We start from the raw sequence: 26104 nt of genomic DNA, 5'->3' as shown, positions 1-26104 counted from the left end.
TCGCTCAGCACACCTTCCGGTAGGGCGCCTCCGGCACGAGGCGCCGCCAATCGTCGTCTCCCAGGCCGCCGCCCGCCCGCGCGCACACCTCGGCCGCGGCCCGTTCCGGGTCGATCGTGTAGCGCCGCAGCGTCCCGTCCTCCCCGGCGCTGTAGAGGTACCGCCCGTCCGCCCCGAAGGCGAGCGCGAGCACCCGGCCGGCGTGGACGGCGTACGGCAGGCCCAGCGGCGACCGCGTGCCGGCGTCCCACAGGCGGACCTCCCCGCTCGTGCCGCCGGTGGCGATCAGCCGCCCGTCGGGCGAGTAGGCGAGCGCCACGACGTCGTCGAACCGCCCCTCCTCGGGCGCGAGCGTGCCCGTACGCCGCAGCGTGCGGGCGTCCCACAGGCCCACGCCGGCCTCGTGGAAGCCGGTGGCGATCGCCGAGCCGCCGGGGCTGAACGCGATCGACCGCACCCCGTCGAGGACGGGCCCGAACGGACGGCCGGTGACCGTTCCGGCGGCCAGGTCGACCAGGGCGGCGTCCCGCCCGCCGATCGCGAGGACCCGGCCGTCCGGGCTGACCGCCATGACGTCCCATCCGTCGCGGCGTGGGACGGGAATCTCCGCGCCGTGGGCGAGGTCCCACACCCGGACCGGCTCGTAGTCCTCGGCGACGGGCGCCACGGCGAGGACCCCGCCTCCGACCGCCAGCCCTCCCACCGAGCCGGCGCCCGCGACCGGGACGCGGCGGAGCGGGCGGCCGTCCGGCACGCTCCAGAGGCTCACCGTCGCGGCCTCGCCCGGCGCCTCGGCCGCGGGAACGGAGGCGAGCGTGTGGACGTCGGGAAAGGCGAGCGCCCCGGACGGTGTGCCGCCGAGCGGCGGCCCGAGGCGGACGCCCCTGACCGGATCCCACAGGAGCGGCCCTTTCCCGGCCGGCGAGACGGCGAGCGTCCGTGCGCCCGGGGCGAAGGCGGCGGCGACCGCCGACGGGGACACCGCCGTGGAGCGGGCCCCCGCCCCTGCGTCCACCGTGGCGACCCTGCCGCCGCTCAGCAGGTAGCGCAGCACCGGGCCGCCCGCCGCGCCGGTGGTGACCATGATGTCCGGCATGCCGGTGGTGTCCCCCGGCGTGGAGTAGGCCAGCAGGCCGCCGTCGTCCGCGCTCCACAGGCCGGCGCCGGTGCGGTCGAAGGTCAGGACGAGCCTGCCGCCGTCGCCGTACGCGAGCCAGACGGCGGAGGCACCCTCCAGGACGGGGCCCCGGCGGCGGCCGGTGGACAGGTCCCAGAAGCCGACGTCCTCACCGCGTCCGACCGCGATCGTGCGGCCGTCGGGGCTGAAGGCGACGGCGTCCCCCCGGCCGCCCGCGGGGGCGGGAAGGCGCCGCGGGCCGTACGGACGCCCCGCGACCGGTTCGTACACCCGGTATCGGCCGTCGTCGAACAGCACGGCGACGTGCCGCGCGGAGACCACGACCCCCTCCGCCCGCTCGTCGCGCACGTCGAGGAGTTCGGCACCGCGAAGGGCGTCCCAGACCTGGCCTCGACGGCCGGGCGCGAGCACGGCGAGGCGCCGGCCGTCCGGGCCGAACGTCATCTCCAGTGCGCCGTGCCCGAACGCCGGCCCGAGCGGACGGCCGGTGGACAGGTCCCACACGCGCAGACGGCCGCCGCCGGAAACCGCGAGGCGGCGGCCGTCGGGGCTGAGCGCGACGGCGTCGGGGGCCGGTCCGATGCCCTGGGCGCTCCCGGCCACGCGGCGGGCGGCCACCTCCCACAGGACCGCCCTGCCGGCGTCGGCGACGGCGAGCAGCCGGCCGTCCCCGCTCAGGTCGAACCGGGCTCCGGCGGTGACGGGCGGGGGCGGGTCGATCCGCCGCAGCGGCTGGGCGAGCGAGCTGTAGAGGGCCGCCCGCGCCTCTCGCACCCCGGCCAGCCGCCAGGCGGCCACGCTCAGCGCCATCGCCCGGGTGGGATCGGACGAGCGCGAGGTCTCGGCCAGGGCGGCGAGCCGCCGGGCCACGGCCACGTCCCGCTGCCGCTCGGCGGACGACTTCTGGTCGAGGGCCAGCCCGGCCGAGGCCGCCGCGACGGCCACGAGCACGGCGAGCGCGGCGGTGAGGCGGCGGCGCCGCCGGGCACGGACCCGGGCGAGGACTCGGGACGCGTCGAGGAACGCCTTCTCCAGCGTGTTCAGCGTGACGTGGTGGCGCGCGGTCGCCGCCCAGCCGAGCGCCGTCTCCAGCGCCGTCCCCTGGTAGAGGTCGCCGGGACGCCGCCCGTGCAGATCCCACGTCCTGGCGGCCTCGGTCAGCGGCCGCTGCACCCGCAGGCCCGCCCGATCCGCGTCGACCCACCCGCGCAGCCGGGGCCAGGCGCGCAGCAGGGCGGCCGCGGCGAGAGCGACCGTCTCGCCCTCCCGGACGACGAGGTCGGCTCGGGCGAAGCCCGACAGCACCCGGCCGGCCGTCTCCCGGTCGACCACGCCGTCGAGTAGCTCGTCCTCGGGCACCGGCCGGGGAGAGTCGTCGTTCCCCTCCCCCGGCGCGACCATGCGCAGCAGGATCCGCGGCACCAGCGCCTGGTCGGCCGGGACGAGCGCGCCGTACGCCTCCTCGGCCACGGCCGCGAGGGAGGGCGGCGCGACGGCCCTGGACGGCCCGAGCCCCTCGGCCGTACGGGTGCCCTCCGCGAGCAGCGCCGCGCCTCGCGGCGACGGGTGCCCGAGCAGCGTCGCGAGGAGGGTGTCCGCGTCCGGCCTGGCCTCCGGGCTCTTGTCGAGCGCGCGAGCCACCAGGCCGCGCAGCGGCTCCCCCAGCGCCGTCAGGTCCGGTTCGCCCGCCAGGATGCGGTGCAGCAGGGCCGCCACCCCGGTCAGCGCCTGCCGCGCCCCGTCCGGATCGCCGCCGGGTACGGGCAGACGGGCGGACCCCTCGGCGAACGGCTCCCGGCCGGTGGCGGCGAACAGCGTCACGGCTCCCCAGGCCCAGATGTCGACGGCGGGCCCCACCCGTGCCCCGAGCACGCTTTCCGGAGCCATGAAGGCCGGTGTGCCGGCGACGTGCCCGGTCGTCGTCAGCGACATGTCGGCGGTCCGCGCGATGCCGAAGTCGATGACCCGCGGGCCTTCGGGGCCGATCAGCACGTTGTCCGGTTTGAGGTCGCGGTGGACCACCGACGCCCCGTGGATGGCGGCCAGCGCCGTCGCGATGCCCGTGGCGAGACGGTGCAGCTCCCCCGGCCCGTACGGCCCGTCCCGCGCGACCGCCGCGCGCAGGCTCGGCCCGGCGACGAACTCGCTCACGATGTACGGCTGGGGGCCCTCCAGGTCGGCGGCGATGACCCTGGCCGTGCAGAAGGGCGCGACCCGCCGCGCGGCGGCGACCTCCTTGGCGAACCGCGCTCTCGCCCGCGCGTCGCCCGGCCCGCCCGCCGGGCGGAGGACCTTGACGGCCACCCGGCGGCCGGCCTCGTCGTAGGCCTCGTACACGACGCCCTGCCCGCCCTCGCCCAGGCGGCCGGCCAGCCAGTAGCCGCCGAGCCTGCGCGGATCGCCGGGGAGCAGGACGGTCGCCATCCAGACCTCCCGCCAGCCGGAGACCGCATGCCCCGATCGTGCTACGGGGATCCCGCGCCGCCAAGACCCCTGCGGCGCGCTCATCAGGCTCGGGACCCGCGCACCGCCCTGTGCCGGACGAGGAGCGCAGATCGACGACGGCCGCGACGACGTCGAACAGCGGGTAGATCACGAGCAGTGTCACGCTCACCGGGACCGTGTCGCGCGGCGCGGCGGGATCGCGCGCGGGGCGATGCCGACGGACACACGAAAGCCCCATCTGACCGACTTGGACCGAAAGTCCCACGATCACGGGACTTCGAGACGCCCGCGGCGTGCCGTACGGCTCCTGCGGCACGGCCGGTGACCGCGGTTTCCTTGAGGTGTCGAAAAGAGAGAAAGACGTTGAAAGGGGCCGGTCATGGCCATCACCGAAGGGCGCAACAAGAGGAACCACCGCCTCTATGACGCCGCACCCACCGCCGCGGTCACCGTCCCCGCCCCCCGGACCCACGGTGAGACGATGCCCGCCGCCACCACGCGCCCGGTTCGGTACGTCTGGGCCGCCGCCCGCATCGCCATCGGCTGGGTGTTCCTGTGGGCCTTCCTCGACAAGCTGTTCGGCTGGGGCTTCGCCACCCCCGCGGCCAAGGCGTGGATCAACGGCGGCAGCCCGACCACCGGCTTCCTGAAGGGCACCGCCGACCACACCTTCGGCGGCCTGTTCAACACCCTCGCGGGCCAGGCCTGGGTCGACTGGCTGTTCATGACCGGCCTCGCCGGCATCGGCGCCGCCCTCATCCTCGGCGTCGGCATGCGCATCGCCGCTGCGACGGGAGGGCTGCTCCTGCTCACGATGTGGGCCGCCGAACTGCCCCTGACCACCAACCCCTTCATGGACGAGCACATCGTCTACGCCATCGTCCTGGCCGGCCTCGCCCTCGCAGGCGCCGGCACCACCCTCGGACTCGGCACCTGGTGGGCTGCCACCCCCCTGGTCCGCCGCTTCCCGATCCTCAAGTAGACCGATTCCCACCCGGCAGACTCCGGCGCCCACCCCCGGCCCCCTGGGGGTGGGCGCCGGCTTGTCCGGCTGAATCGGGGGGAACCTCTCCGGCCCGGACCCGCGAAGGCCGCGCGGTGTGAGCTGCGCTGATATGGCCTACTGCTCGCGGGGCAGGCCGGGCGGGTTGACCAGGGATTCGGGGACGGCCTCGTTGGACAGGCCCCAGCGGGCGAGGACCTTGGCGTAGGTGCCGTCCTTGATGAGGGCGTTGAGGGCGTCGGCGATCGGCTTGGCCAGGCCGTTGCCCTTCTGCGTCATCGCGGCGATGAGCCCCTGGAGCGAGGGGCCGGCGCCGGAGTAGGTGCCGACGATCTTCGTGTCGCCGCTGACCGCGGCGTGGTAGGCGGAGGTGGGGTTCGGCGCGAAATATGCCTCGATCCGGCCGGACTTGAGCGCCAGGTAGGTGTCGGCCGCCTGCTTGTAGTACTGGATCTGGGCGGGCTTCAGCCCGGCGGCGCGGTTCTGCTTGTCCCAGCCCAGCAGGATCTTCTCCTGGTTGGTGCCGGATCCCACGGCGACGCTGAGCCCGGCGACGTCGGCCGGCTTGGCGATCGACGTGATCCTGCTGTTCTTCGGCACCTCCCAGGCCAGCTGGTCCAGCCGGTAGGTGGCGAAGTCGTAGATGTCCTTGCGCTCCTCGGTGACGGTGATGTTGGAGAAGCCGGCCGTGTACTTGCCGGACCGCACCGCGAGGAACAGGTTCTCCCACGACGTGGCCTCGATGCGCAGCTTCAGGCCGAGCACGTCGGCCACGAGGGAGGCGATGTCCTCCTCCACCCCGATCGGGGTGACGTTGTCGTCGGCGACGAACGACAGCGGCGGCTCGAACGTGGAGGTGCCGATCAGGAACTCCCCCTTGGCCCGGATCGCGGCGGGCACCTCGGCGGCGATCGCCTCCACCTTCGTGGCCCGGATCCGGTTCTGCTCCGGACTCGTGTTGATCTTCAAGACGCCGGGCGGGACCGCGGCAGCGGCGGCGGCGCCGGCCGCGTCGTCGTCGGGAACCGTGCCGCAGGCGGCCAGCAGCAGCAGAGCGGACACGCCGAGCACGGATAACCGGGATGGTGACATGCGATCGTCCTTCAGGATTCAGGGCATCGTGCTGAGGGGTTGGGAGCATCCTGTTGAGGGGTTCAGAGAACCTCGCCAGGGGGTTCGTCAGAGCACCTTGCTGAGGAAGGCGCGCGTACGGTCGTGCCTCGGCCGGTCGAGCACCTGCCGGGGCGGGCCGTGCTCGACGATCTGACCGGCGTCCATGAAGACCACGGTGTCGGCGACCTCGCGGGCGAAGCCGATCTCGTGGGTCACGACGATCATGGTGGTGCCGCTGCGGGCGAGCGCCTTCATCACTTCCAGCACCTCGCCCACCAGCTCGGGGTCGAGCGCCGAGGTGGGCTCGTCGAACAGCACGACCTTGGGCCGCAGGGCCAGGGCCCGGGCGATCGCGACGCGTTGCTGCTGTCCCCCGGACAGCTGCCGCGGATAGGCGTCGGCCTTGTCGGACAGGCCCACCTGCGCCAGCAGCTCGGTCGCCAGCGCCTCGACCTGGCCGCGAGGGCGGCCCTGCGCCGAGATCGGGGCCTCGGTCACGTTCTCCCGGACGGTGAGATGGGGGAACAAATGGAAGTTCTGGAAGACGAAGCCGATCTGGGTGCGCCGGCGCAGGATCTCGCGTTCCCGCAGCTCGTACAGCCGGTCTCCGGACCGCCGGTAGCCGACGAACTCGCCGTCGATGGCGACGTACCCGCGGTCGATCTTCTCCAGGTGGTTGATGCTGCGCAGCAGCGTCGACTTGCCCGACCCGGACGGACCGATGATCACCGTCACCTCGCCGGGCAGGACCTGCAGGTCCACCCCGCGCAGGACCTCCAGCGGGCCGTAGCTCTTGTGCACGCCGCGCACGTCGACCATGGGTGTGCTCATCGCCGCCCGCCTCCAGCCAAGCGCTGCCGCCGCACGGTGAGGATCCCGCGCACCCGCTGCAGCGGCGTGGGCGGCAGGGCCCGCGCGAGGCCCCGGCCGAATCGGCGTTCCACGTAGTACTGCGCGGCCGACAGCACCGTGGTGAGGACGAGATACCAGATCGCGGCCACCAGCAGCATCGCGATCACCCGGCCGTTGCGGTTGTAGATCACCTGCACCTGGTAGAACAGCTCGGGCAGCGCCATGATGTAGACGACCGAGGTGCCCTTGACCAGGCCGATGATCTCGTTGCCCGCCGCCGGGACGATCGACCGCATGGCCTGCGGAAGCTGGATCCGGAAGATCTGCCTGGCCCTCGGGATGCCGAGCGCGGCGGCCGCCTCCAGCTGGCCCGGGTCCACCGACAGGAAGCCTCCGCGCACGATCTCCGCGGCGTACGCCGCCTGGTGCAGCGCCAGGCCGAGCGCGGCGGCCGTCACCGGCCCGATCAGGTCCATCGAGTCGACGGAGAAGAACGCGGGCCCGAACGGCACCCCGAACGAGATCTGCTTGTACAGGGCGGCGAGGTTGTACCAGAACAGCAGCTGCAGGATGAGCGGCACCGATCGGAACAGCCACACGTAGCCCCAGGCCGCCGACGCGAGCAGCGGGACGCGCGACAGCCGCATCAGCGCGAGCACGGTCCCCAGCAGGAAGCCGAGCACGATGCCGAGCGCGGTCAGCTCCACGGTGAACAGCACCGCGTGCAGCACCGAGGGATGGAACAGGTACGCGCCGACGACCGGCCAGTCCCAGGCCGGATTGGTGACCAGCGCGTTGACCGCCATCGCCAGCAGCACCGCCACCACGGCGCCGGCGATCCAGCGTCCCGGGTGACGCGCCTTGATCACGGTCAGCGAGCCGGCGGACTCCGCCGCCGTCTCCTCCAGCACGGCGGGCGCGGTCATCGTGCCTCCGTGGCGTGAGGTGAGTGGACGTAATTGAGCGCGAAGGGCGCGACAGTCATGGATCAACCCTCCCGGCGACCGCGCTGATCGCGGGCGTCCGACATGCCTCTATCTTCAGCACAGACGCGGAATACCGTCAAGACCTACTTGTTTAGTGGGTAATTGCTTAGGATGCGTCCGCAGGAGAACGAGTGACAGGAGATCCGATGCCGAAGGCATGCGTGTTCCCCCGGTACGGCGGCACCCGCGACGAGACGGCCATGGAGGTGGGCGCGTGAGCACCGGCCACGACGTGTCCCGAGGAGGGCCGCGATGAGCGACCGGCACCTGTTGGACAACCCCGCGTGGGCGTCGCTGACCGGCCCGCACGCGCGCTTCGCCGAACGGCACGGCAGCGCGTTGCGCTACCCGGATGACGTCTCCCCGTTCTTCGCGCTGCCCGACGACCCCGGCCCCGCGGACTGGAGCGACCTCGCCGCGCTCGCGGGGCCCGGCGCGACGGTCCCGGTCACCGGCGAGGCCGCCGCGGCGCCGGACGGGTGGGAGGTGGTCGCGCACGGCGCGGGCGTGCAACTGGTCGGCGACGACGTGGTCCCCGCAAGCGACGACGAGGCGGTCCGCCTGCAGGCGGCGGACGTGCCGGAGATGCTGGACCTCGTCGCACGCACGCAGCCGGGCCCGTTCCGGCCGCGCACGATCGAGATGGGCACCTACCTGGGCATCCGCCGCGGCGGCGCGCTGGTCGCGATGGCCGGTGAGCGGCTGCACCCGCCCGGCTGGACGGAGATCAGCGCGGTCTGCACCGATCCGGCCTTCCGCCGCCAGGGCCTGGCGTCACGGCTGGTGCTGGCCGTCGCCGCCGGCATCCGCGCCCGCGGCGAGACCCCCTTCCTGCATGCCGCCGCGAGCAACACCACCGCGATCCGGGTGTACGAGGCGCTCGGTTTCCGCCTCCGCCGGCGGACGACGTTCGCCACCCTCCGAGTGCCCGCCGACGTACCGGTCGCCGTGAGCGCAAGGCCGGCCGATTGACGATAAAACCCTCTATACCTACTGTGTTAGTAGGTTTAACCTGTGGCGCAAACCGGGCCGAGACGTCAGGAGTCCCCCGTGACCAAGCAGATCCATCTCGCCGCGCACTTCCCCGGCGTGAACAACACCACGGTCTGGTCCGACCCCGCGTCGGGCAGTCAGATCGACTTCGACTCGTTCCGCCACCTGGCCCAGACGGCCGAACGCGGGAAGTTCGACTTCTTCTTCCTCGCTGAAGGCCTGCGGCTGCGCGAGGCGAAGGGACGCATCCACGACCTGGACGTCGTGGGACGCCCGGAGTCGCTCACGGTCCTGTCCGCCCTGGCCGCCGTCACCACGCACCTGGGGCTCGCCGCGACGGTGAACTCCACCTTCAACGAACCGTACGAGGTGGCGCGGCGGCTGGCCACGCTCGACCACCTGAGCGGCGGCCGGGCCGCGTGGAACGTGGTGACCAGCTTCGACGCCTTCACAGGGGAGAACTTCCGCCGGGGCGGCTTCCTGGCCGAGGCCGACCGGTACACCCGTGCGAAGGAGTTCCTGCAGACCGCAAGGGAGTTGTGGGACTCGTGGGCGTCGGACGCGGTGGCCGCGGATCCGGAGTCGGGGCGGTTCCTGCGGCCCGGCGGCGTCACCCCCTTCCGGCACCAGGGCCGGCACTTCGACATCTCGGGACTGTTCAACGTGCCGCGGGGCCCGCAGGGCCACCCGGTGATCATCCAGGCCGGAGACTCCGACGAGGGCCGCGAGTTCGCCGCGTCGTCGGCCGATGTGATCTTCAGCAGGCACAGCAGGCTGGAGGAGGGCCGCGCCTTCTACCGCGACGTCAAGCGCAGGCTCGCCGCCTACGGCCGGCGGCCGGAGGAGCTGAAGATCCTTCCCGCCGTGACGTACGTGCTCGGCGACACCGAGGCCGAGGCCGCGGAACGGGCCATTGAGATCCGCCGCGCGCAGGTCAGCCCGCAGACGGCGATCTACTTCCTGGAGGCCGTGTGGGGCCGCGACCTGTCGGGATACGACCCGGACGGCCCGCTGCCCGACGTCGAGCCGAACCTGGACGAGGGGGTGTCCAAGGGCCACGCGGCGTTCCGCCGCGACCGCGGCGAACTGGTGGCCAAGTGGCGCGCCCTCGCCGAGGAGAAGAACCTGTCGATCCGCGAGCTCGCCATCGAGGTCTCCGCGCCGCAGACCTTCATCGGCACGCCGCGGTCGGTCGCCGACGAGATCGATCACTTCGTGCAGACCGACGCGGCCGACGGCTTCATCTTCGTGCCCCACCTGACTCCCGGCGGGCTGGACGACCTGGTCGACAAGGTCGTCCCCCTGCTGCAGGAGAAGGGCGTGTTCCGAACCGACTACACCGGGCCCACCCTCCGCGACCACCTCGGCCTCGCCCCCCGCACTCCGAACCGCATCGAGGAGACCTCATGACCCTGCATCTCGCCGTCGCGCTGGACGGGGCGGGCTGGCACCCGGCCGCGTGGCGGGCCGAAGGCGCGCGGCCGGACCTGCTGTTCACCCCCGGCTACTGGGCCGGACTCGTCGCGGAGGCGGAGCGCGGCCTGCTCGACTTCGTCACCTTCGAAGACGCGCTCGGCCTCCAGTCCTCCCACCTCAACGAGCCCGACGGGCGACTCGACCAGGTGCGCGGGCGGCTCGACGCGGTGCTGATCGCGTCGCGGGTGGCCCCGCTGTCCTCGCGCATCGGCCTCGTGCCGACCACCGGCACGACTCACACCGAGCCGTTCCACGTCGCGATCGGCATCGCCTCGCTCGACCACATCAGCCGCGGCAGGGCCGGATGGCGGCCCCAGATCTCCGGCCGCCCCGACCAGGTGGCGCACTTCGGCCGCCGCCCGCCCTTCCCGCCGCAGGACTACTCTCGCGACCGCGATCCCGTCTTCGGCAAGCATGTGCTGGATCTGTTCGCCGAGGCCACCGACGCGGTCGAGGTGGTCCGCCGCCTGTGGGACAGCTGGGAGGACGACGCCGAGATCCGCGACGTCGCGACCGGCCGGTTCATCGACCGCGACAAGCTCCACTACATCGACTTCCGCGGCGAGTGGTTCAGCGTGAAGGGCCCCTCGATCACGCCGCGCTCCCCGCAGGGCCAGCCGCTGGTCACCTCCCTGGCCCACGACACGCTGCCGTACGAGTTCGCGGCCCGATCCTCCGACGTCGTGTACGTCACGCCACGCGACCGGGAGGACGCCGCCGCGATCGTCGAGAGCGTCCGGGCGGCGGAGGCGGCCGTCGGACGCGCCGAGCCGCCGCTGCGGATCTTCGCGGATCTGGTGGTCTTCCTCGACGCCCGCGACGCGGCCGGCCGGAAGGCCCGGCTGGACGACCTCGACGGCGCCGAACTCGACTCGGACGCCCACGTCTTCGCCGGCACCCCCGAAGAGCTGGCCAGGCTGCTGCTGGAGTGGCGGGAGGCGGGGCTGGAGGGATTCCGCCTCCGGCCGGGGGAGCTGCCGCACGACCTGGCGGCGATCACCCGGGCCCTCGTGCCCGCCCTGCAGAACGCGGGCGCGTTCCGGACGGCGTACGACACGGTTGACCTGCGCGGGCGGCTCGGGCTGGCCCGCCCCGCCAGTCGCTACGCCAAGGCGTCGTGATCGGCCGCACCGCCCGAGCCGGCCGGCTCGGGCGGTGCGGCGCGTCAGCCCAGAATCCGGGCCGCGCCGAACCCGGCGGGCAGTTCGCCGCCGTTCGCGAAGCGGCCGGGCCCGAAGGCGGCCAGGCGGGGATCGGGGTCGCCCAGAAGCAGCCGGGCGACGTGGTCGCCCCAGGCGGGTGCGAGCTTGAAGCCGTGGCCGCTGGTGCCCGCGTCGACGAACACGTGCTCGCCGACCTGGCCGGCGACCGGCTGCCAGTCGGGACTCACGTCGTAGAGCGAGGCCCAGCCGCCGACCACTGCGGCACGGCGGCGGGCCGCGGAGCGGACGGCGGAGGCGGCGGCGAGGCGGTCCAGCTCGCCGGGGAGCGGGCCGGAGAAGTCGTCGGGGTCGGCGACGGAGGCGGGGACGACCCCGCCGGTGAGGTACTGGGTGCGGGGCTGCGGGGTCGTGTAACAGCCGCCGGGGATGTCGATCAGGATGTGCGGCACGATCTCGGCGCTGTCGGCCGGCTCGTGCTCGGACACGGCCACTACGTGCCGTTCCACCGTCAGCGGCAGGTACACGCCGAGCGGCCACAGCAGCGGCGCGGTCCACGGCCCGGCCGCCACGAGCAGCCGTCCGGCACGGTGCACCGCGCCGTCGGACGTGGTCACCGCCGCCCCCCGGCTCTCCTCGGCGAGCGCGACGACGGGCCGGTGAGTGTGGACCACCGCGCCGTGGCGTCGCGCCGCCGCGGCCAGCCCGACCGTCGTCGCGTACGGATCGGCGTAGCCGGCGTCCGCCTCCCAGACCGCGACGGCGACGCCGTCCAGGTCCAGATCGGGCAGGGCGGCGGGCAGCGCGTCGGCGGCGACGAGCTCACTGCCGACGCCGATCGAGCCGAGCCGTGCGGCGGTTTCGGCCGCCGCGGCCACGTCGCCGGGACCGTGCAGGTAGAACGCCCCGGTCCGGCGGAACCCGGACTGGTGCCCGCCCGTGTGCTCCTCGAATCGGGCGAGGAACGCGATGCCGTCCCGTGCCGTCTCCGCCAGGAACGGATCGGTGTAGTAGGCCCGGCAGATGCCGCCCGATCGCCCGGTGGGGCCGCCCGCGACAGGCCCCCGCTCGAACACGGCCACGGACACGCCGCGCCGCGCCAGATGGAAGGCCGCGGCCGTGCCGTGCACCCCGGCCCCGACGATCGCCACGTCGTACGTCATGCGACGGCCTCCCGATCGCGCGGCCGCGGAGAGGGGCCGGGGTCGAGCCGGGGGATCGCGGCCAGCAGCTCCCGCGTGTACGGCGTGCGCGGCTCGGTGAAGACCTGCCGGACGTCGCCGGACTCGACCACCCGGCCGTCCTTCATCACCAGCACCCGGTCGCTGACGTGGTGGATCACTCCGAGGTCGTGGGAGATGAACAGGTAGGCCACGCCGAGCTCGGCCTGGAGGTCGGCGAGCAGGTCGAGAACCTGCGCCTGGATCGACACGTCCAGCGCGGAGACCGGCTCGTCGCAGACGATCACCTGAGGCCGGGGGGCCAGGGCCCTCGCGATCGCCACCCGCTGGCGCTGCCCGCCGGACAGCCGCAGCGGCCTGCTGTCCAGGATCGACGCGTCCAGGCCGACCTGCGCGAGCAGTTCCACGGCACGGTCCCGCCGGCTCCGGCGTGGCTCGCCGCCGACGGCGAGCGCCTCGTCGAGGATCCGCCGCACGGTGAACCGGGGATCGAACGAACTCAGCGGATCCTGGTAGATCACCTGGATGTGCCGCCGCAGCGCCCGGCGCTCGCCGGAGCCGAGGCCTCGCCACAGACTGCCGGCGATCTCCACCTCGCCCGCGTCCGGCTCGACCAGCCCCAGCACCAGGCGCGCCGTCGTGGTCTTGCCCGATCCCGACTCACCCACCAGCCCGAGGGTCTCCCCCGCCCGCAGCTCGAACGACACGCCCTCCACGGCCGGCCGGCGCAGGCCGTCCGGCCCGGGGAAGGACTTGGCCAGGCCGGACGCCCTGATCACCACCTCGCCGGGCCGGGCCGGGGGAAGCGGGGCGGGGGCGGAGCCGTCCTCGGGGACGGTCAGCCGGGTGCCCCTGGCGTGCTCGGAGGGCACCGCGGCGAGCAGCCTGCGCGTGTAGGCGTGCCGCGGAGCGCCGAGCACGTCGAGCGTGGGCCCCTCCTCGACGACCTCGCCGTCCTTCATTACCAGCACCCGGTCGGCCAGCTCGGCCACCACCGCGAGGTCGTGGCTGATCAGCAGTAGCCCGGCCCCGGCCCGCTTGCGCTCGGCCAGCAGCCGCAGGATCTGCGCCTGCACGGTGACGTCCAGAGCGGTGGTCGGCTCGTCGGCGATCAGCAGCGGGGGCGCGCAGGCGACGGCGGAGGCGATCAGCGCCCGCTGCCGCAGCCCGCCGGACAGCTGGTGCGGGTACTGCGCCGCTCGCAGCTCCGGCTCCGGCACGCCCACCTCGCGCAGCAGCTCGACCACCCGCCGCCGTACGTCCGGGCGCGGCACGGCCCGGTGCAGCCGCAGGGTCTCGGCGATCTCCTTGCCGACCGGGCGCAGCGGGTCGAGCGAGACCAGCGCGTCCTGCAGGACATAGCCGACCTGGCCTCCTCGCAGGGCCCGCCACTGCCGCTCGCCGTACGCGGAGACGTCGCGCCCCGCCACGACGAGCGCCCTCGCGGTGATCTCGGCGCCGGCGCCGGTCAGCCCGATCAGCGTGCGGGCGGTGACGCTCTTTCCCGAGCCGGACTCCCCCACGATGGCGACGCACTCCCCCGGGCCGACCGTGAAGGAGATCGAACGGACCGCCTGGACCGGGCCGAACGAGACCCGCAGGTCGGACACCTCGACGATCGGCCGGTCCGGCTCGATGGCGGCGGTCGTGGTCACGACAGTCTCCCTTCGACACGGCGCTGCAGGTGGCGGCCGACGACCGTGACGGACAGAACGGTGAGCGTGATGGCCAGCCCGGGGAAGACCGCGACCCACCAGGCGACGGAGAAGTAGTCGCGCCCTGCCGACAGCATCGCCCCCCACTCCGGGGCCGGCGGTTTGGGACCGAGACCGAGGAAGCTGAGCGAGGACGCCGCGACCAGCGCGGTGCCGACCTCGATCGTGGCCAGCACGAGCAGCGGCGCGAACGCGTTGGGCAGCACGTGCCGCGCGATGATCCTGGCTCTGGTCAGGCCGAGCGAGACGGCGGCCTCGACGTACCCCGACCGGCGGATGACCATGGTCTGCGCGCGGACCAGCCGCGCGTAGCCGGGCAGCGTGTACGCGGCGATGGCGAAGACCGCGTTGAGCGTGCCGGGCCCGATGACGGCGATGACCAGCAGGGCGAGCAGCAGGCCCGGCAGCGAGAGCAGGACGTCCACGACGCGCATGGCGACCTCGTCGAGCATCCGTCCGCCGAGCGCGGCCAGCAGGCCGACGGCGGTGCCGCCGGTCACCGCGAGCGCGGTGGCGGCCAGCCCGGCCAGCACCGACGGCCGCGCCCCGAACACGATGCGGGTGAACACGTCGCGCCCGTTGGCGTCGGTGCCGAGCAGGTGCCCGCCGCCCGGAGGACGGAGCGCGGCGACGGCGTCGGTGACATCGGGCGAGCCGTGCGCGACCAGGCCCGGCGCCACCACCACCACGGCCACGAGCAGCAGGAACGCGGCGGCCGCCCAGACGCCGGCACGCGGGACGCGCCGCCGCCTGCGCCCGATGACGGTGACGGCGCCGGTGGCGATGGTGGAGGCGGTCACTCAGGCACCTCGCAGTCGCGGGTCGATGGCCAGGTAGAGCAGGTCGAGCAGGATGTTGACGACGACGTAGAGCAGGGCGGCGATGAGGACGACGCCCATCACGACCGGCAGGTCCTTGTTGACGACGGCCGCGAGGGTCAGCCGCCCGATGCCCTGCCGGGAGAAGACCGACTCGGTGATCACCGCCCCGCCGAACAGGTAGCTGACCATCCAGCCCGCGAGCGTGACCGTGGGCATCAGCGCGTGCCGGAGTGCGTGCCGCAGGCGCACGCCCAGGTCGGACATGCCGCGCGAGCGGGCGGTGAGCACGAACGGCTCCTCCAGCGCCAGTTCCAGGCCCTCGCGCAGCACCTGCGTGAGCGTGGCGACGACCGGGACGGCCATCGCGACGGACGGCAGGACCAGTCCCTCCAGCCCTTCGCCGCCGGCGGCGGGGAAGAGCCGCAGCCCGAAGGAGAAGGCGGTGAGCAGCAGGATCCCGGCCCAGAACGACGGAATGGAGATGCCGACCAGCTCGATTCCGGAGAACACCGCCCGCGCCCACCGGCGGCCCGCGGTCAGCACCGCGACGGTGACCGACACCACGACCGCCAGGGCGAACGAGGAGAGCATGAGCTGGACCGACGAGCCGACCTGCTCGCCGATGGCGGAGGCGACCGACTGGTGGAGCTGGTAGGACTGACCCAGGTCGCCGTGGAGCACCCGGCCCAGGTAGGTGACGTACTGGACGAGCAGCGGGCGGTCCAGCCCGTAGTCGGCGATGATCCGTTCGCGCACCTCGGGCGTCACGGTGTTGGCGCCGATCAGCAGGTCGACCACGTCGCCCGGGGTGAGGTGGAGGCCGGCGAACGCGACCGTCACCGCGCCCCACAGCACCAGCACGGAGGTGCCCAGCCGCACCAGCACCGGGCGGACCACCCGGGCTCGCGCCCGGGTGGCCGGTACGGCGACGGCGGTCATGCCTGCTCGACCCACGCGTCGTAGAAGGTGGGGTACGCCTGGGGTTCCCAGCCGATGCCGTGCGTCTTCTTGCTCGCGCCCAGCAGGTAGTTGAACACGTACACCGGGAAGACCGCGGCCTCGTCGGTCACCCGCTGCTGCACCTTGGCGTACAGCTCGGCCCGCTCGGCCTGGTCGGTCGTGTCCAGCGCGTCGCTCAGCCAGCCGTCGATCTCCTTGTCGGACAGGCGGGCGGCGTTCTGGCCGAACTTGGCGGGCGAGGGGATGTTCGCGCTGTCGAACAGGTTGCGCAGCGCGTCGCCGTCGGCCCGCTGCCAGCTGAAGTCCATCAGGTCGTAGTCGCCCTTGATGTACCTGGCGATCCAGTCGTTGACCGTCGCGGCGACGAATTCGACGTCGAACCCGATCTTCTTGGCCTCGGCCTGGATCTGCTCGGCGAGCGTGTCCCGCTGCTCTCTGATGGCCGCCTTGATCAACCCCCAGCGGATCGTCAGCCGCTTGCCGTCCTTGGTGCGGTAGCCCTGGGCGTCCTTCGCCGACCAGCCGGCCTCGTCCAGCAGCCTGTTCGCCGTCGCGGGGTCGTACTTCGCCTTTCCTTCGAGCGTCTTGTCGTAGCCGTCGGTCGAGGGGGAGATGGGGCCCGCCGCGGGCTGGAACGCACCGAAGTAGAGGTTGTTCACGATCGTCGCGAAGTCGATGCCGTCGCGGAACGCCTGCCGGACGCGCTTGTCGGCGAACGGCCCGGAGGCGGTGTTCGGGTAGTAGCTGTAGTTGCCGCCGGGCGCCTGGCGGGTGACGATCGTCAGCCGGGGGTCGGCCTGCACCTGCTTGACGTTGACAGGCGGCACGCTGGCGATCCCGTCGACCTGCCCGCTGGTCAGCGCGCCCAGGCGGACCGAGTCCTCGGTGATGACCTTGATCTCCAGCTTGTCCAGGTACGCGGCCCCTGTGTGCCCGGCGCCCTCGGGAGCCCAGTTGTAGTCAGGGTTGCGGTGGTAGGTGATGCCCTTCTGCACCACGTACTCGTCGATGACGAACGGCCCGGACCCGACGACCTTCTTGCACAGCGCGTCCTGGGGCTGCTCGAGCGACCGCGGCGACTCGATCCCGAAGTACGCCGTGGCCAGGGCGGACAGGAACGGCGAGTACGGCCTGTTGAAGTGCACCTTCACCGTGTGCGGGTCGACGACCTCGCTGCCCTTGTACGGCTCGATGTATCCCGCCGCGAGCTGCGACTTGGTGGCCGGGTTGACGATGTGGTCCAGGTTGGCCTTGACCGCCGCCGCGTCGAAGAGCGCGCCGTCGGAGAACTTCACGCCCTCGCGCAGCGTGAACGTGTACGTCTTCTGGTCCGATGAGACGGTCCACTTGGTGGCCAGCCAGGGGTGGATCCTGCCCTCGGTGTCGAGCGAAACGAGCGAGTCCAGCGCGGGCCGGGTGAACAGACCGGCCACGTCGGCGGGGCTCTGGTGCGGATCCAGGCAGGTGGAGGGCTCGGTGTTGACGGCGAACGTGAGCGTGCCGCCCTTGACCGGCCCGGCGGGGGCCTTGGCCGCCGAGGTCCCCCCGCCCGAGGCGCCACAGGCGGCCAGGGCGAGCAGGAGAGGGAGCGATAGACCGGCGGCTAATCGGATATTTCTCGACATCGGAGAGGCGAGCCTTTCGATGGTTCAGACGAGACGGCCTGGGTGGAGCTGCCGCACCGTCGCAGCGTGCTCGTGGGAAGAGAGAGCCGCCCCGAACGTACGGCCACGGAATCGTAAAGTCAACATTCCCTACCTGCTATGCATAAAATTGCGCCGGGTCAGCCCCTCACGCGGGAGGCCCCGTCAGCCCCGCGCTCCTGGGCGATACCAGGAGACGGCCACGATCAGCAGGGCGGCGACCAGCGCGCCACAAGCCCAGGCGAACACCGACGAGATGCCCTCGGCGAGACCGTTCGCGCCGAGCGGGATCAGCATGGCGGCCAGGCCGAGCGAACCCCCGATGGTGAGCGCGGTCTGCAGCAGTCCGGCGGCCACCCCGGCGTACTCGGCCGGGGCGGTGGTCAGGACGATCATGTTGAGGGGGATGATCGCCACGCCGACGCCCAGCCCCATGACGACGAGGGCCGGAAGCACGTCGGCGGCATAGGCGCTGCCGCCGTCGAGACGGGTCAGCCAGGCGGCCCCGGCGAGCACCACCGCCAGGCCGAGCAGCGCACGGGTCTTGAGGCCGACCGCGGCGATGCGGGCGGTGAGGATCTGCGTGCTGACGAGCAGCGCCAGGCCGAACGGCAGGATGGCCAGGCCGCTGCGCAGCGCGTCGAGGTGCAGCACCCCCTGGAGATACTGCACCAGGTAGATCAGGAAGCTGGTGAGGACCGCCGCGAGCAGCAGCAGGCCGGCGAAGGCGCCCGCCCGCTCCCGCCCGGCCAGGACGGCCAGGGGCAGCAACGGCTCGGCGGCCCGCCGGTCCACCAGGAGCAGCACCGCGGCCAGCACGACCGCGGCGCCGAGTGCGGTGAGCGTCCACCGGTCGCCCCAGCCCTTCTCGGCGGCGTGGACGAGGCCGTAGACGGCGGCGGCGAGTGCGGCGGTGCTGAGCAGTGCGCTCGACAGCCCGAGCGAGCGGGATCGGGTCGCCTCGTCGCGCAGGCCGAGCGCCCGGGCGGCGAGCGCGACGACGACCAGCCCGATCGGCACGTTGACCAGCAGGCTCCAGCGCCAGTCCCCCGCCCAGGTCAGCACACCGCCCAGCACCATGCCCGCGGAGGCGCCGAGCCCGGTCACCGTGGAGTAGAGCCCGAAGGCCCGCTGCTGCCGCTCGCCCCGGAAGACGATCGCGAGCAGCGCCAGGCCGGTGGGGCCGGCGATGGCGGCGCCCGCACCCTGCAGGACCCGGCCCGCGAGCAGCACCTCCGCGTTCGGCGCGAGGCCGGCGACCAGCGACGCCACCACGATCAGCCCGATCCCGGCGAGGAACACCCTCCGGTGCCCGAGTGCGTCACCGAGGCGGCCGGCGAACAGCAGGAGCCCGCCGAAGGCGAGGAGGAACCCGTTCGGCACCCACGATCCTCCCGCCACGGACAGGCCGAGGTCGGACTGCAGGGCCGGGAGCGCGACGTTCACGATCGTGCCGTCGAGCTGGAGCATGAACTCGGCGCCGACGATCGCCGCGAGCGCGAGCGCCCACGCACGGTCGTGGCCCTCACGGGGCGGGCCGGTCGAGACGTCGCCGGTCGCGGTGGTGCCGTCTGCGCTCATGGAGACCTCCACGGTCGAATAAGGTGAGGAACCCTCAGGTTAAGTGGCGGAATTATCCTGAGGTTGCCTCAGGTTGATGGTCAAGATTCAAGATGAGGTAACCTCAGGATGTCAAGCGGGAGGTACGGATGGACGGCAAGTCCTACATCGCCCAGCGCCCGAAGCGCGCGGACGGCCGGCGTAACTACGACGCCATCCTCGCCGCGGCGCGCAAGGCGTTCGAGACCTCGGGCGCCGACGCGTCGCTGGAGGACATCGCGAGCCAGGCGGGCGTCGCCATCGGCACCCTGTATCGGCACTTCCCCACGCGCGCCTCACTCGTGGAGGCCGCCACCCGCGACGGCCTGGAGAACCTCGTCGCCCGGGCCGAACGACTGGCCACCGGGCCGGATCCCCTCGGCGCGCTGACCGAGTGGATGCGCGAGGCCGTCGTGCACTTCAGCACCTTCCGCGGCCTGGTCGGCATCCTCGCCCGGAGCATGTACGACGAGGGCACCCCGTCCCACGCCATGTGCGCCGCGATGCACCGCGGCGGCGCCGACCTGCTGCGCGCAGCCCAGGCGGCCGGCAGGGTGCGGCCCGACCTCACACCCGAGGAGCTGTTCGACCTCCTCAGCGGCGCGGCCTGGGTGCGCGAGCAGGCGGCCTCCGGCAGAGACGGCAGCCCGCGATTCCTGCGGCTGGTGCTGGAGGGCATCACCGTCCGCGAAGACTGACCCTCGCCGCACCGACCCTCGCCGCACCGCCCGTCGCCGAGCGACACCCCGCGGCGCCGCCGTACGACTACAGAGACGAGACGATCTTGGCGATCAGTTCGTAGGAACGGATCCTGGCCTGGTGGTCGGGCACCTGCGTGAGGACGAACAGCTCGTCGGCGCGGGTGCGGCGCAGCAGCTCGCCGAGGCGGGGGGCGATGCGCTCGGGACTGCCGACGAACTGCGGGCCGATCTTCTCGCGCAGGAACCGCTCCTCGGCCGCGGTGAACCGGTGGGCCGCCGTCTCCTCCTCCGTCGGCAGGACGGTGGCCGGGTCGGTCGTGCGCATGAGGATCTGGCCGTACACGAAGGAGGCGGCGAGCCGGTGCGCACGCTCGTCGCTGTCGTTCGCGACGGCGATCACCGCGACGCAGGCGTGCGGCTCGGCCAGAACCGGGGACGGCCGGAACGCCTGCCGGTACGCCTCCAGCGCCTCGGGCGCCCCGCCGCCCACGATCGCGTGCGCGTACACGTACGGCAGGCCGAGGCGGCCCGCGTCGGCGGCGCCGGAGGCGCTCGACCCGACCAGCCATATCTCGGGCGGGACGCCCGGCTCGGGGATCGCGCGCACGCCGCCGCTGCCGCCGGAGAAGTACTCGCCCAGCTCGCGCAGCGCGTCGCCGAAATCGAGCCGGCGCGGGTCGCCGAGGCGGGCGGCGGCCTCTCCCGAACCGCCGGAGGCGCGGCCGAGCCCGAGGTCGACCCGGCCAGGGTAGAGGCCGGCCAGCACGCCGAACTGCTCGGCCACCGCGTACGGCGAGTGGTTGGGCAGCAGCACCGCGCCGGAGCCGACGCGGATGGCGGAGGTCGCCGCGAGGATGGACCCGGCGAGCACGGCCGGGCTCGAGGTCGCCAGCGCGGGCGTGTTGTGGTGCTCGGCCACCCAGTAGCGCCGGTATCCCAGCGCCTCGACGGCCTGGGCCAGATGGACGGAACGGCGCAGCGCGTCGCCCGCGGTGTCGCCGCGCCAGACGGGGGCGGTGTCGTGCACGGAGACGGCGATTCCCTCGGCCAACGTCCTCTCCTTTACGAAAGGGGGATATCCGGAGGTTTCCTCAGGTTCACCGCAGTCAACCTGAGGTATCCTCAGGTTGTCAACGGGCACCGCCGTCCGATCAGCCGGGGAGCCGGGGCACCGCCGCGAGCAACTCCCGGGTGTACGGGTGCCGGGGGTGATGGAAGACCTCGTCGGCGTCCCCCTCCTCCACCACGCGGCCGTCCTTCATCACCAGGACCCGGTCGCTCAGACGGCGGACGACGCCCAGGTCGTGGGAGATGAACAGCAGCGCCGTCCCGTCCTCGGCCTGGATCTCGGCCAGCAGGTCGAGCACCTGGGCCTGGATCGACACGTCGAGCGCGGAGACGGGCTCGTCGCAGATCAGCACCTCGGGCCGGGACGCGAGCGCGCGGGCGATGGCCACGCGCTGCCGCTGGCCGCCGGACAGCTCGCGCGGACGCCGGCCGAGCAGTTCTGGCGGCAGCCCGACCCGGCCCAGCAGTTCGACGGCGCGCTCCCGGCGTCGCCGCCTCGGCAGGGCGGAGAGCGGATCGGCGACCAGGCGGCCCACCGTGTGGCGCGGGTCGAAGGAGTCCAGCGGATTCTGCGCGATCACCTGGACGGCCGGGCGGAGGGGGCGTCGCCGACGCTCGGGCAGGCCGCTCCACGGCCCTCCCCGCAGGGTCACCTCACCCGCGTCCGGCGCGAGCAGGCCGAGGGCCAGCCGCGCGAGGGTCGTCTTGCCCGACCCCGACTCGCCGACCACCCCGAGCGTCTCCCCCGCGTGCAGGCGGAAGGAGACCTCGTTCACGGCCCTGCGCGAGCCGTACGCGACCGACAGCCCCTCGGCGGCGAGCACGGGACCACGCGGCGCGGACGCGGAGGACACGGGAGCCGCGGAGGGCCGAGGCGCTGAGGGGCGGGGGGTGGAGGGGTTAGGCGCGGAGGGCACGGCGGCCAGCAGGGCCCGGGTGTAGTCGTGCCGCGGGGTCGTCAGCACCTCGCGTGCCGGACCCTCCTCGACGACCAGGCCGTCCTTCATGACCAGGACGCGGTCGGCGACCGCGGCCACCACGGCGAGGTCGTGGCTGATCATCAGCAGCGCCGTCCCGGCCGCCTTCCGGTCCGCGAGCAGCCGCAGGATCTGGGCCTGCACGGTCACGTCGAGCGCGGTCGTGGGCTCGTCGGCGATGATCAGCTCAGGCTCCGCAGCGATGGCGGAGGCGATCAGGGCCCGTTGCCGCAGCCCGCCGGAGAGCTGGTGCGGATACTGCCGCGCGCGCACCTCGGGGTCCAGGATTCCCACGGCCTCCAGCAGTGATCGGACGCGCTCCTGGCGGGCCTGGCGGGGCACCACGTCATGCTCGGCCAGCACCTCGGTGATCTCGGCCTCCACGGTGCGCAGCGGGTCGAGCGAGACCAGGGCGTCCTGAAGGACCAGTCCGGCGAACCGGCCGCGCAGGCGGCGCCACTCGCGCGGGCCGAAGGTCAGGGCGTCCCCGCCGCCGACGCGGAAGGCCGACGCCCGCACCTTCGCGCCCGGGCCCGCCAGGCCGATGAGGGCGCGGGCCGTGACGCTCTTGCCCGATCCCGACTCGCCGACCAGGGCGACGCACTCCCCCGGCGCGATCGACAGCGACACCCCGCGTACGGCCTCGACGCCGGAGGCGGGAAAGGAGATCCGCAGGTCCTCCACCGCCACGAGCGCAGGAGCGGCGGCGGCCGGGCGGGCAGGGGTGATCGCGAGCTCTGTCATGGTGTCCTTCCCTCGAAACGCCGCTGCAGGTGCCGCCCGGCGACCGTCAGGCACACGACCGACAGGGTGAGGGCCACTCCCGGAGCGAAGGCCACCCACGAGGCCACGCGCAGGTAGTCGCGCGACTCGGCCAGCATGGTGCCCCACTCGGGGGCGGGCGGCTGGGGGCCCATGCCGAGGAAGCTGAGGCCGGATGTGGCGATGACGGCCTGGCCGAGCCCCATCGTGGCCAGCACGGGGACGGGCCCGACGACGTTGGGCAGCACGTGCCGGGCGACGACGCGGGCCCGCGAGTGGCCGAAGGTCACCGCCTGCTCGACGTAGCCGGAGCGGCGCACGACGAACGTCTGCGCCCGGACCACCCGCGCGTACGTGGGGATCTGGGCGATCCCGATCGCCGCGACGACGTTCCAGGTGCCGGGGCCGGTGATCGCGATCACCAGGAGCGCGAGCAGCAGCTCGGGGAAGGTCGACAGCACGTCGAACAGGCGGGCCAGCGCCTCACCGGCCAGGCGGGTCGCCAGCCCGGCGGACAGGCCGAGCAGCGAGCCCGCGCCCACCGCGAGCGCGGTGGCGAGGACCCCGATGCCGAGCGAGTGGCGGGCGCCGTACACGACGCGGGCGAACACGTCGCGGCCGAGGTGGTCGGTGCCGAGCGGATGGCCCGCGCCCGGCGGGGCCAGCGCCCGCAGCGGGTCGGCCGCCAGCGGGTCGACCCGGGTGACCAGGCCGGGGGCCGCCACGGCGACGACCAGGACGGCCAGGACGAGCAGGGCGAGGACGAGGCCGGGACGCGGGCGGGCGCCCGGCCGGAGAGCGGGTGCGGCGACGGCCATCATGCGCTCCTGAGCCGGGGGTCGATGAGCCGGTAGGCGAGATCGAGCAGGGCGCTGATCGTCACGTACACCGCCGCCGACAGGATGACGACGGCCATCACGACCGGCATGTCCTTGGCGCCGACGGCCTGCATGGTCACCCGGCCGAGCCCCGGGCGGCCGAAGAGGGCCTCGGTGATGACGGCCCCGCCGAGCAGGACGCCGGTGAACCAGCCGGTGAGGGTGACGGCGGGAAGGAGCGCGTGCCGCAGCGCGTGCCGGGCCACCACGGCACGCTCGCTGAGGCCGCGCGAGCGCGCCGTCACCGCGAACGGCTGCTCAAGCGCGCGTTCCAGGCCCTCCCTGAGCACCTGCCCGAGCACTCCGGCGACGGGCAGGCCGAGCGCCAGCGCGGGAAGGACGAGCGCCTGCGGGTCGGCCGCGCCCGAGACGGGGAACCAGCCGAGCGAGAACGAGAACACGAACAGCAGCACGATGCCGATCACGAACTGCGGCACCGACACCGCCACCAGCTCGGCGGCGGAGACGATCCGGCGCGGCCAGACCGACCTGCCCGCCGTCGCCACCGCCAGGACGAGCGCCAGCACCACGCCGACCGCGGCGGCCGCCAGGGTCAGCCGCACCGTCGGGCCCACCTGCCCGGCCAGGACCTCGCCGACGTCGCGCTGCAGCTGGTAGGAACGGCCGAGGTCGCCGTGCAGCAGGCGGCCGAGGTAGCTCAGGTAACGCACGGCCCCGGGCCGCTCCAGCCCCCACTCGGCGACGATCTGCGCGCGGATCTCCGGCGTGTCGGCGCCGTCGCCCAGGAGGATGTCGACGGTGTCGCCGGGCGCCAGTTGCAGGGCGGCGTACGCGGTCGTGGCGGCCGCCCACAGCACGGCGACCGCCGAGACGAGCCTCCGGACCGGCGCGCCCAGCCAGGCGGGCGCGCGCAGGGCCGAAACCCGCCGCCGCGCGGGCGACGGCGTGGTGGGTGCCGATGTCGTGGGCTGCCGGTCCGGTAACGCCGCCGTCATGCGGCGATCCGCACGTCGTAGACGCCGCGCGGCGTGCCGGAGACGGGGTCGAAGCCCAGGCCCTGCACGTTCCTGCTCGCCGCGATCTGGTCGGAGGGGACGTAGATGGGGAAGACGATCGCCTCGTCGGCCACCACCTTGCGCTGGACCTTGGCGTAAAGGGCCTTCCGCTCGGCGGCGTCGGAGCTCGCGGACGCGTCGGCGAGCCATCCGTCGAGGTCGGCGTCCTCGTAGTGGGTGCGGTTGATGGCCCCGCCCTTCGGCAGGATGAGGTTGAGCGCGGCCCCGACGTCGGAGTCGCCGCGCGAGTTCTCGAAGATCTCGTACGCGTCGTCGTCGAGCGCCTTCTGCGCCGTGCCCTGGTCCACGATCTTCACCTGGAAGTCGATCCCCGCCGTCTGCTTGACCTGCGCCTGGACGGCCTGGGCCAGGATGTCCCTGCGGTCGCGGACGAACGGCGCCGACGCCACCGACCGGACCGTCAGCCGCCTTCCGTCCTTGACCCGGTAGCCCTCGGCGTCGCGCCCGGTCCAGCCCGCCGCGTCGAGCAGCGCGTTCGCCTTGGCGGCGTCCCCGCCGTACGTCCTCTCCAGGGACGGGTCGTAGAAGGGGCTGGTTTCGCCGACGACGCTCCAGGCCCGCTTGGCGGTGCCCTGGTAGACGGAGGCCAGCACGGCGTCGACGTCGACGGCCTCCCGGAACGCCTGCCGCACGCGCTTGTCGTCGAAGGGCGGGTGGGAGGTGTTGAAGTAGTAGGAGAACGACGTGCCGGAGTTGAGCGCCGACTGGAAGGACAGCGCGGGGTCCCGCTTGATCGACTGGACGTCGGTGGCCGGGACTCCCTCGACGACCTGGACCTGCCCGGAGGTGAGCGCGCCGACGCGGACGGCCGCCTGCGGCAGGAAGCGGTAGGTGACCTCCGGCAGGTATGCCGGTCCCTGGTGGGCGCTGCCCTGCGGCGCCCAGTTGTAGCGGGGGTTGCGCCGGTAGTGGACCTCCTGGCCCCGCACGTACCGGTCGAGGACGAACGGACCGGTCCCGACCACGTTCGGTCCGCCGGCCTTGAGGTCCTTGGCCTCCCTGAGGGACTTCGGGGACACCTGCCCGGCGTACGGCGAGGCGAGGAAGTCGAGGAACAGCCCGTCCGGCTCCTTCAGCGTGATCTTCAGGGTCGTGGGCGAGAGCACCTCGGCCTTGTCGAAGGCGTGCAACTGGATGGCGGCGACCGTGGGGTTGTAGCCGGGCTCGCGCAGCTTGTCCAGGTTCGCCTTCACCGCCGCCGCGTCGAACTTCGTGCCGTCCTGGAAGGTGACGTCGTCGCGCAGCTCCAGGGAGTAGGTGCGCCCGTCGTCCGAGACCTTCCACGACCGGGCGAGCCACGGGACGAACGACCCGTCCTCGCCGTGCGCGAGGAGCGCGTCGAACTGGTTGAACACCAGCAGCCTGGCCTTGTTCTGCGCCCACAGATGGGGGTTGAACGTGATGGGCTCGGTCTCGACGGCCCACGTGAGAGAGGTGCCGCCCGCCTGCGCCTGCGGCGTCTGGGAACCGCACGCGGCCAGGGCCGCGACGAGGATGAGGGGCAGCGCGCCCCTGACGACCTTCACAGTGGTCCTCCTGCTGTGCCCGCGTGGAACGCCTCGGTCTCCGGCAGCCGCGTCACGGCCGGGGACCCCT

General features: G+C 73.4%; 20 protein-coding genes. 5 read left to right on the top strand and 15 right to left on the bottom strand.

What is annotated here, in order from left to right; genetic code table 11:
* Positions 1 to 4: 4 nt before the first annotated feature.
* Positions 5 to 3562 (bottom strand): WD40 repeat domain-containing serine/threonine-protein kinase, encoded by a 3558-nt coding sequence (locus FLW16_RS15270; RefSeq protein ID WP_142560691.1) that lies wholly within the window; start codon positions 3560 to 3562, stop codon positions 5 to 7.
* A 400-nt stretch (positions 3563 to 3962) separates the two neighbouring features.
* On the opposite strand from FLW16_RS15270, the gene FLW16_RS15265 reads away from it, so the two are divergent.
* The gene (locus tag FLW16_RS15265; RefSeq protein ID WP_142560690.1) at positions 3963 to 4565 is read left to right on the top strand and encodes a hypothetical protein; all 603 of its coding nucleotides are present in this window, start codon (positions 3963 to 3965) and stop codon (positions 4563 to 4565) included.
* A gap of 138 nt (positions 4566 to 4703) precedes the next feature.
* Here FLW16_RS15265 and FLW16_RS15260 read toward each other — a convergent pair whose 3' ends face one another.
* From FLW16_RS15260 to FLW16_RS15250, 3 genes are all read right to left on the bottom strand, one after another.
* Positions 4704 to 5678 (bottom strand): ABC transporter substrate-binding protein, encoded by a 975-nt coding sequence (locus tag FLW16_RS15260; RefSeq protein WP_142560689.1) that lies wholly within the window; start codon positions 5676 to 5678, stop codon positions 4704 to 4706.
* A gap of 87 nt (positions 5679 to 5765) precedes the next feature.
* The gene (locus FLW16_RS15255; RefSeq protein WP_142560688.1) at positions 5766 to 6530 is read right to left on the bottom strand and encodes an amino acid ABC transporter ATP-binding protein; all 765 of its coding nucleotides are present in this window, start codon (positions 6528 to 6530) and stop codon (positions 5766 to 5768) included.
* Positions 6527 to 7477 carry an amino acid ABC transporter permease gene (locus FLW16_RS15250; protein ID WP_142560687.1) on the bottom strand — a complete coding sequence of 317 codons (951 nt, stop codon included), beginning with the start codon at positions 7475 to 7477 and terminating at the stop codon, positions 6527 to 6529. Before FLW16_RS15250 ends, FLW16_RS15255 begins: the two co-directional genes overlap by 4 nt.
* A 312-nt stretch (positions 7478 to 7789) precedes the next feature.
* Between FLW16_RS15250 and FLW16_RS15245 the strand changes: the two genes are divergently transcribed.
* From FLW16_RS15245 to FLW16_RS15235, 3 genes are all read left to right on the top strand, one after another.
* Positions 7790 to 8509, top strand: coding sequence for a GNAT family N-acetyltransferase (locus tag FLW16_RS15245; protein ID WP_142560686.1), 720 nt, complete (start codon positions 7790 to 7792; stop codon positions 8507 to 8509).
* A gap of 78 nt (positions 8510 to 8587) precedes the next feature.
* Positions 8588 to 9940, top strand: a complete 1353-nt coding sequence (locus tag FLW16_RS15240; RefSeq protein WP_142560685.1) for an NtaA/DmoA family FMN-dependent monooxygenase — start codon at positions 8588 to 8590, stop codon at positions 9938 to 9940.
* The gene (locus FLW16_RS15235; protein WP_142560684.1) at positions 9937 to 11127 is read left to right on the top strand and encodes an LLM class flavin-dependent oxidoreductase; all 1191 of its coding nucleotides are present in this window, start codon (positions 9937 to 9939) and stop codon (positions 11125 to 11127) included. The genes FLW16_RS15240 and FLW16_RS15235 overlap by 4 nt, the downstream gene beginning before the upstream one ends.
* 44 nt (positions 11128 to 11171) lie before the next feature.
* On the opposite strand, the gene FLW16_RS15230 is transcribed toward FLW16_RS15235, so the two are convergent.
* The 6 genes from FLW16_RS15230 to FLW16_RS15205 form a co-directional block, all read right to left on the bottom strand.
* Positions 11172 to 12329 carry an FAD-binding oxidoreductase gene (locus FLW16_RS15230; protein WP_142560683.1) on the bottom strand — a complete coding sequence of 386 codons (1158 nt, stop codon included), beginning with the start codon at positions 12327 to 12329 and terminating at the stop codon, positions 11172 to 11174.
* Positions 12326 to 14002, bottom strand: coding sequence for an ABC transporter ATP-binding protein (locus FLW16_RS15225; RefSeq protein WP_142560682.1), 1677 nt, complete (start codon positions 14000 to 14002; stop codon positions 12326 to 12328). The genes FLW16_RS15230 and FLW16_RS15225 overlap by 4 nt, the downstream gene beginning before the upstream one ends.
* Positions 13999 to 14862 (bottom strand): ABC transporter permease, encoded by an 864-nt coding sequence (locus FLW16_RS15220; RefSeq protein ID WP_142560681.1) that lies wholly within the window; start codon positions 14860 to 14862, stop codon positions 13999 to 14001. Before FLW16_RS15220 ends, FLW16_RS15225 begins: the two co-directional genes overlap by 4 nt.
* A complete protein-coding gene (locus tag FLW16_RS15215) occupies positions 14863 to 15822 on the bottom strand; it encodes an ABC transporter permease (RefSeq protein ID WP_142560680.1) in 960 nt (319 codons plus the stop codon).
* The gene (locus tag FLW16_RS15210; RefSeq protein ID WP_142560679.1) at positions 15819 to 17468 is read right to left on the bottom strand and encodes an ABC transporter substrate-binding protein; all 1650 of its coding nucleotides are present in this window, start codon (positions 17466 to 17468) and stop codon (positions 15819 to 15821) included. The genes FLW16_RS15215 and FLW16_RS15210 overlap by 4 nt, the downstream gene beginning before the upstream one ends.
* A 183-nt stretch (positions 17469 to 17651) precedes the next feature.
* On the bottom strand, positions 17652 to 19067 hold the full coding sequence (locus FLW16_RS15205; protein WP_142560678.1) for an MFS transporter: 1416 nt from the start codon (positions 19065 to 19067) through the stop codon (positions 17652 to 17654).
* A gap of 128 nt (positions 19068 to 19195) precedes the next feature.
* Here FLW16_RS15205 and FLW16_RS15200 point away from each other — a divergent pair, with 128 nt between their 5' ends.
* Positions 19196 to 19783, top strand: coding sequence for a TetR/AcrR family transcriptional regulator (locus FLW16_RS15200; RefSeq protein WP_142560677.1), 588 nt, complete (start codon positions 19196 to 19198; stop codon positions 19781 to 19783).
* A gap of 67 nt (positions 19784 to 19850) precedes the next feature.
* Here FLW16_RS15200 and FLW16_RS15195 read toward each other — a convergent pair whose 3' ends face one another.
* The 5 genes from FLW16_RS15195 to FLW16_RS15175 all read right to left on the bottom strand — a co-directional run bounded on the left by FLW16_RS15195 (position 19851) and on the right by FLW16_RS15175 (position 26034).
* Positions 19851 to 20837 (bottom strand): LLM class flavin-dependent oxidoreductase, encoded by a 987-nt coding sequence (locus FLW16_RS15195; protein ID WP_221891089.1) that lies wholly within the window; start codon positions 20835 to 20837, stop codon positions 19851 to 19853.
* Between the two features lie 100 nt (positions 20838 to 20937).
* The gene (locus FLW16_RS15190; RefSeq protein WP_142560676.1) at positions 20938 to 22575 is read right to left on the bottom strand and encodes an ABC transporter ATP-binding protein; all 1638 of its coding nucleotides are present in this window, start codon (positions 22573 to 22575) and stop codon (positions 20938 to 20940) included.
* Positions 22572 to 23414, bottom strand: coding sequence for an ABC transporter permease (locus FLW16_RS15185; RefSeq protein ID WP_142560675.1), 843 nt, complete (start codon positions 23412 to 23414; stop codon positions 22572 to 22574). Before FLW16_RS15185 ends, FLW16_RS15190 begins: the two co-directional genes overlap by 4 nt.
* Positions 23411 to 24427: an ABC transporter permease gene (locus tag FLW16_RS15180; protein WP_142560674.1), complete on the bottom strand. Its 1017-nt coding sequence runs from the start codon at positions 24425 to 24427 to the stop codon at positions 23411 to 23413. The genes FLW16_RS15185 and FLW16_RS15180 overlap by 4 nt, the downstream gene beginning before the upstream one ends.
* Entirely contained in the window at positions 24424 to 26034 is a 1611-nt protein-coding gene (locus FLW16_RS15175) for an ABC transporter substrate-binding protein (RefSeq protein WP_142560673.1), read from the bottom strand. Before FLW16_RS15175 ends, FLW16_RS15180 begins: the two co-directional genes overlap by 4 nt.
* Positions 26035 to 26104: the final 70 nt, after the last annotated feature.

Source organism: Microbispora sp. KK1-11, assembly GCF_006874435.1.
In the GTDB taxonomy this organism is placed as follows: Bacteria; Actinomycetota; Actinomycetes; order Streptosporangiales; family Streptosporangiaceae; genus Microbispora; species Microbispora catharanthi.
Note: the sequence above shows the minus strand (reverse complement) of the source record. Positions and strands in the feature narration are given on the sequence as shown.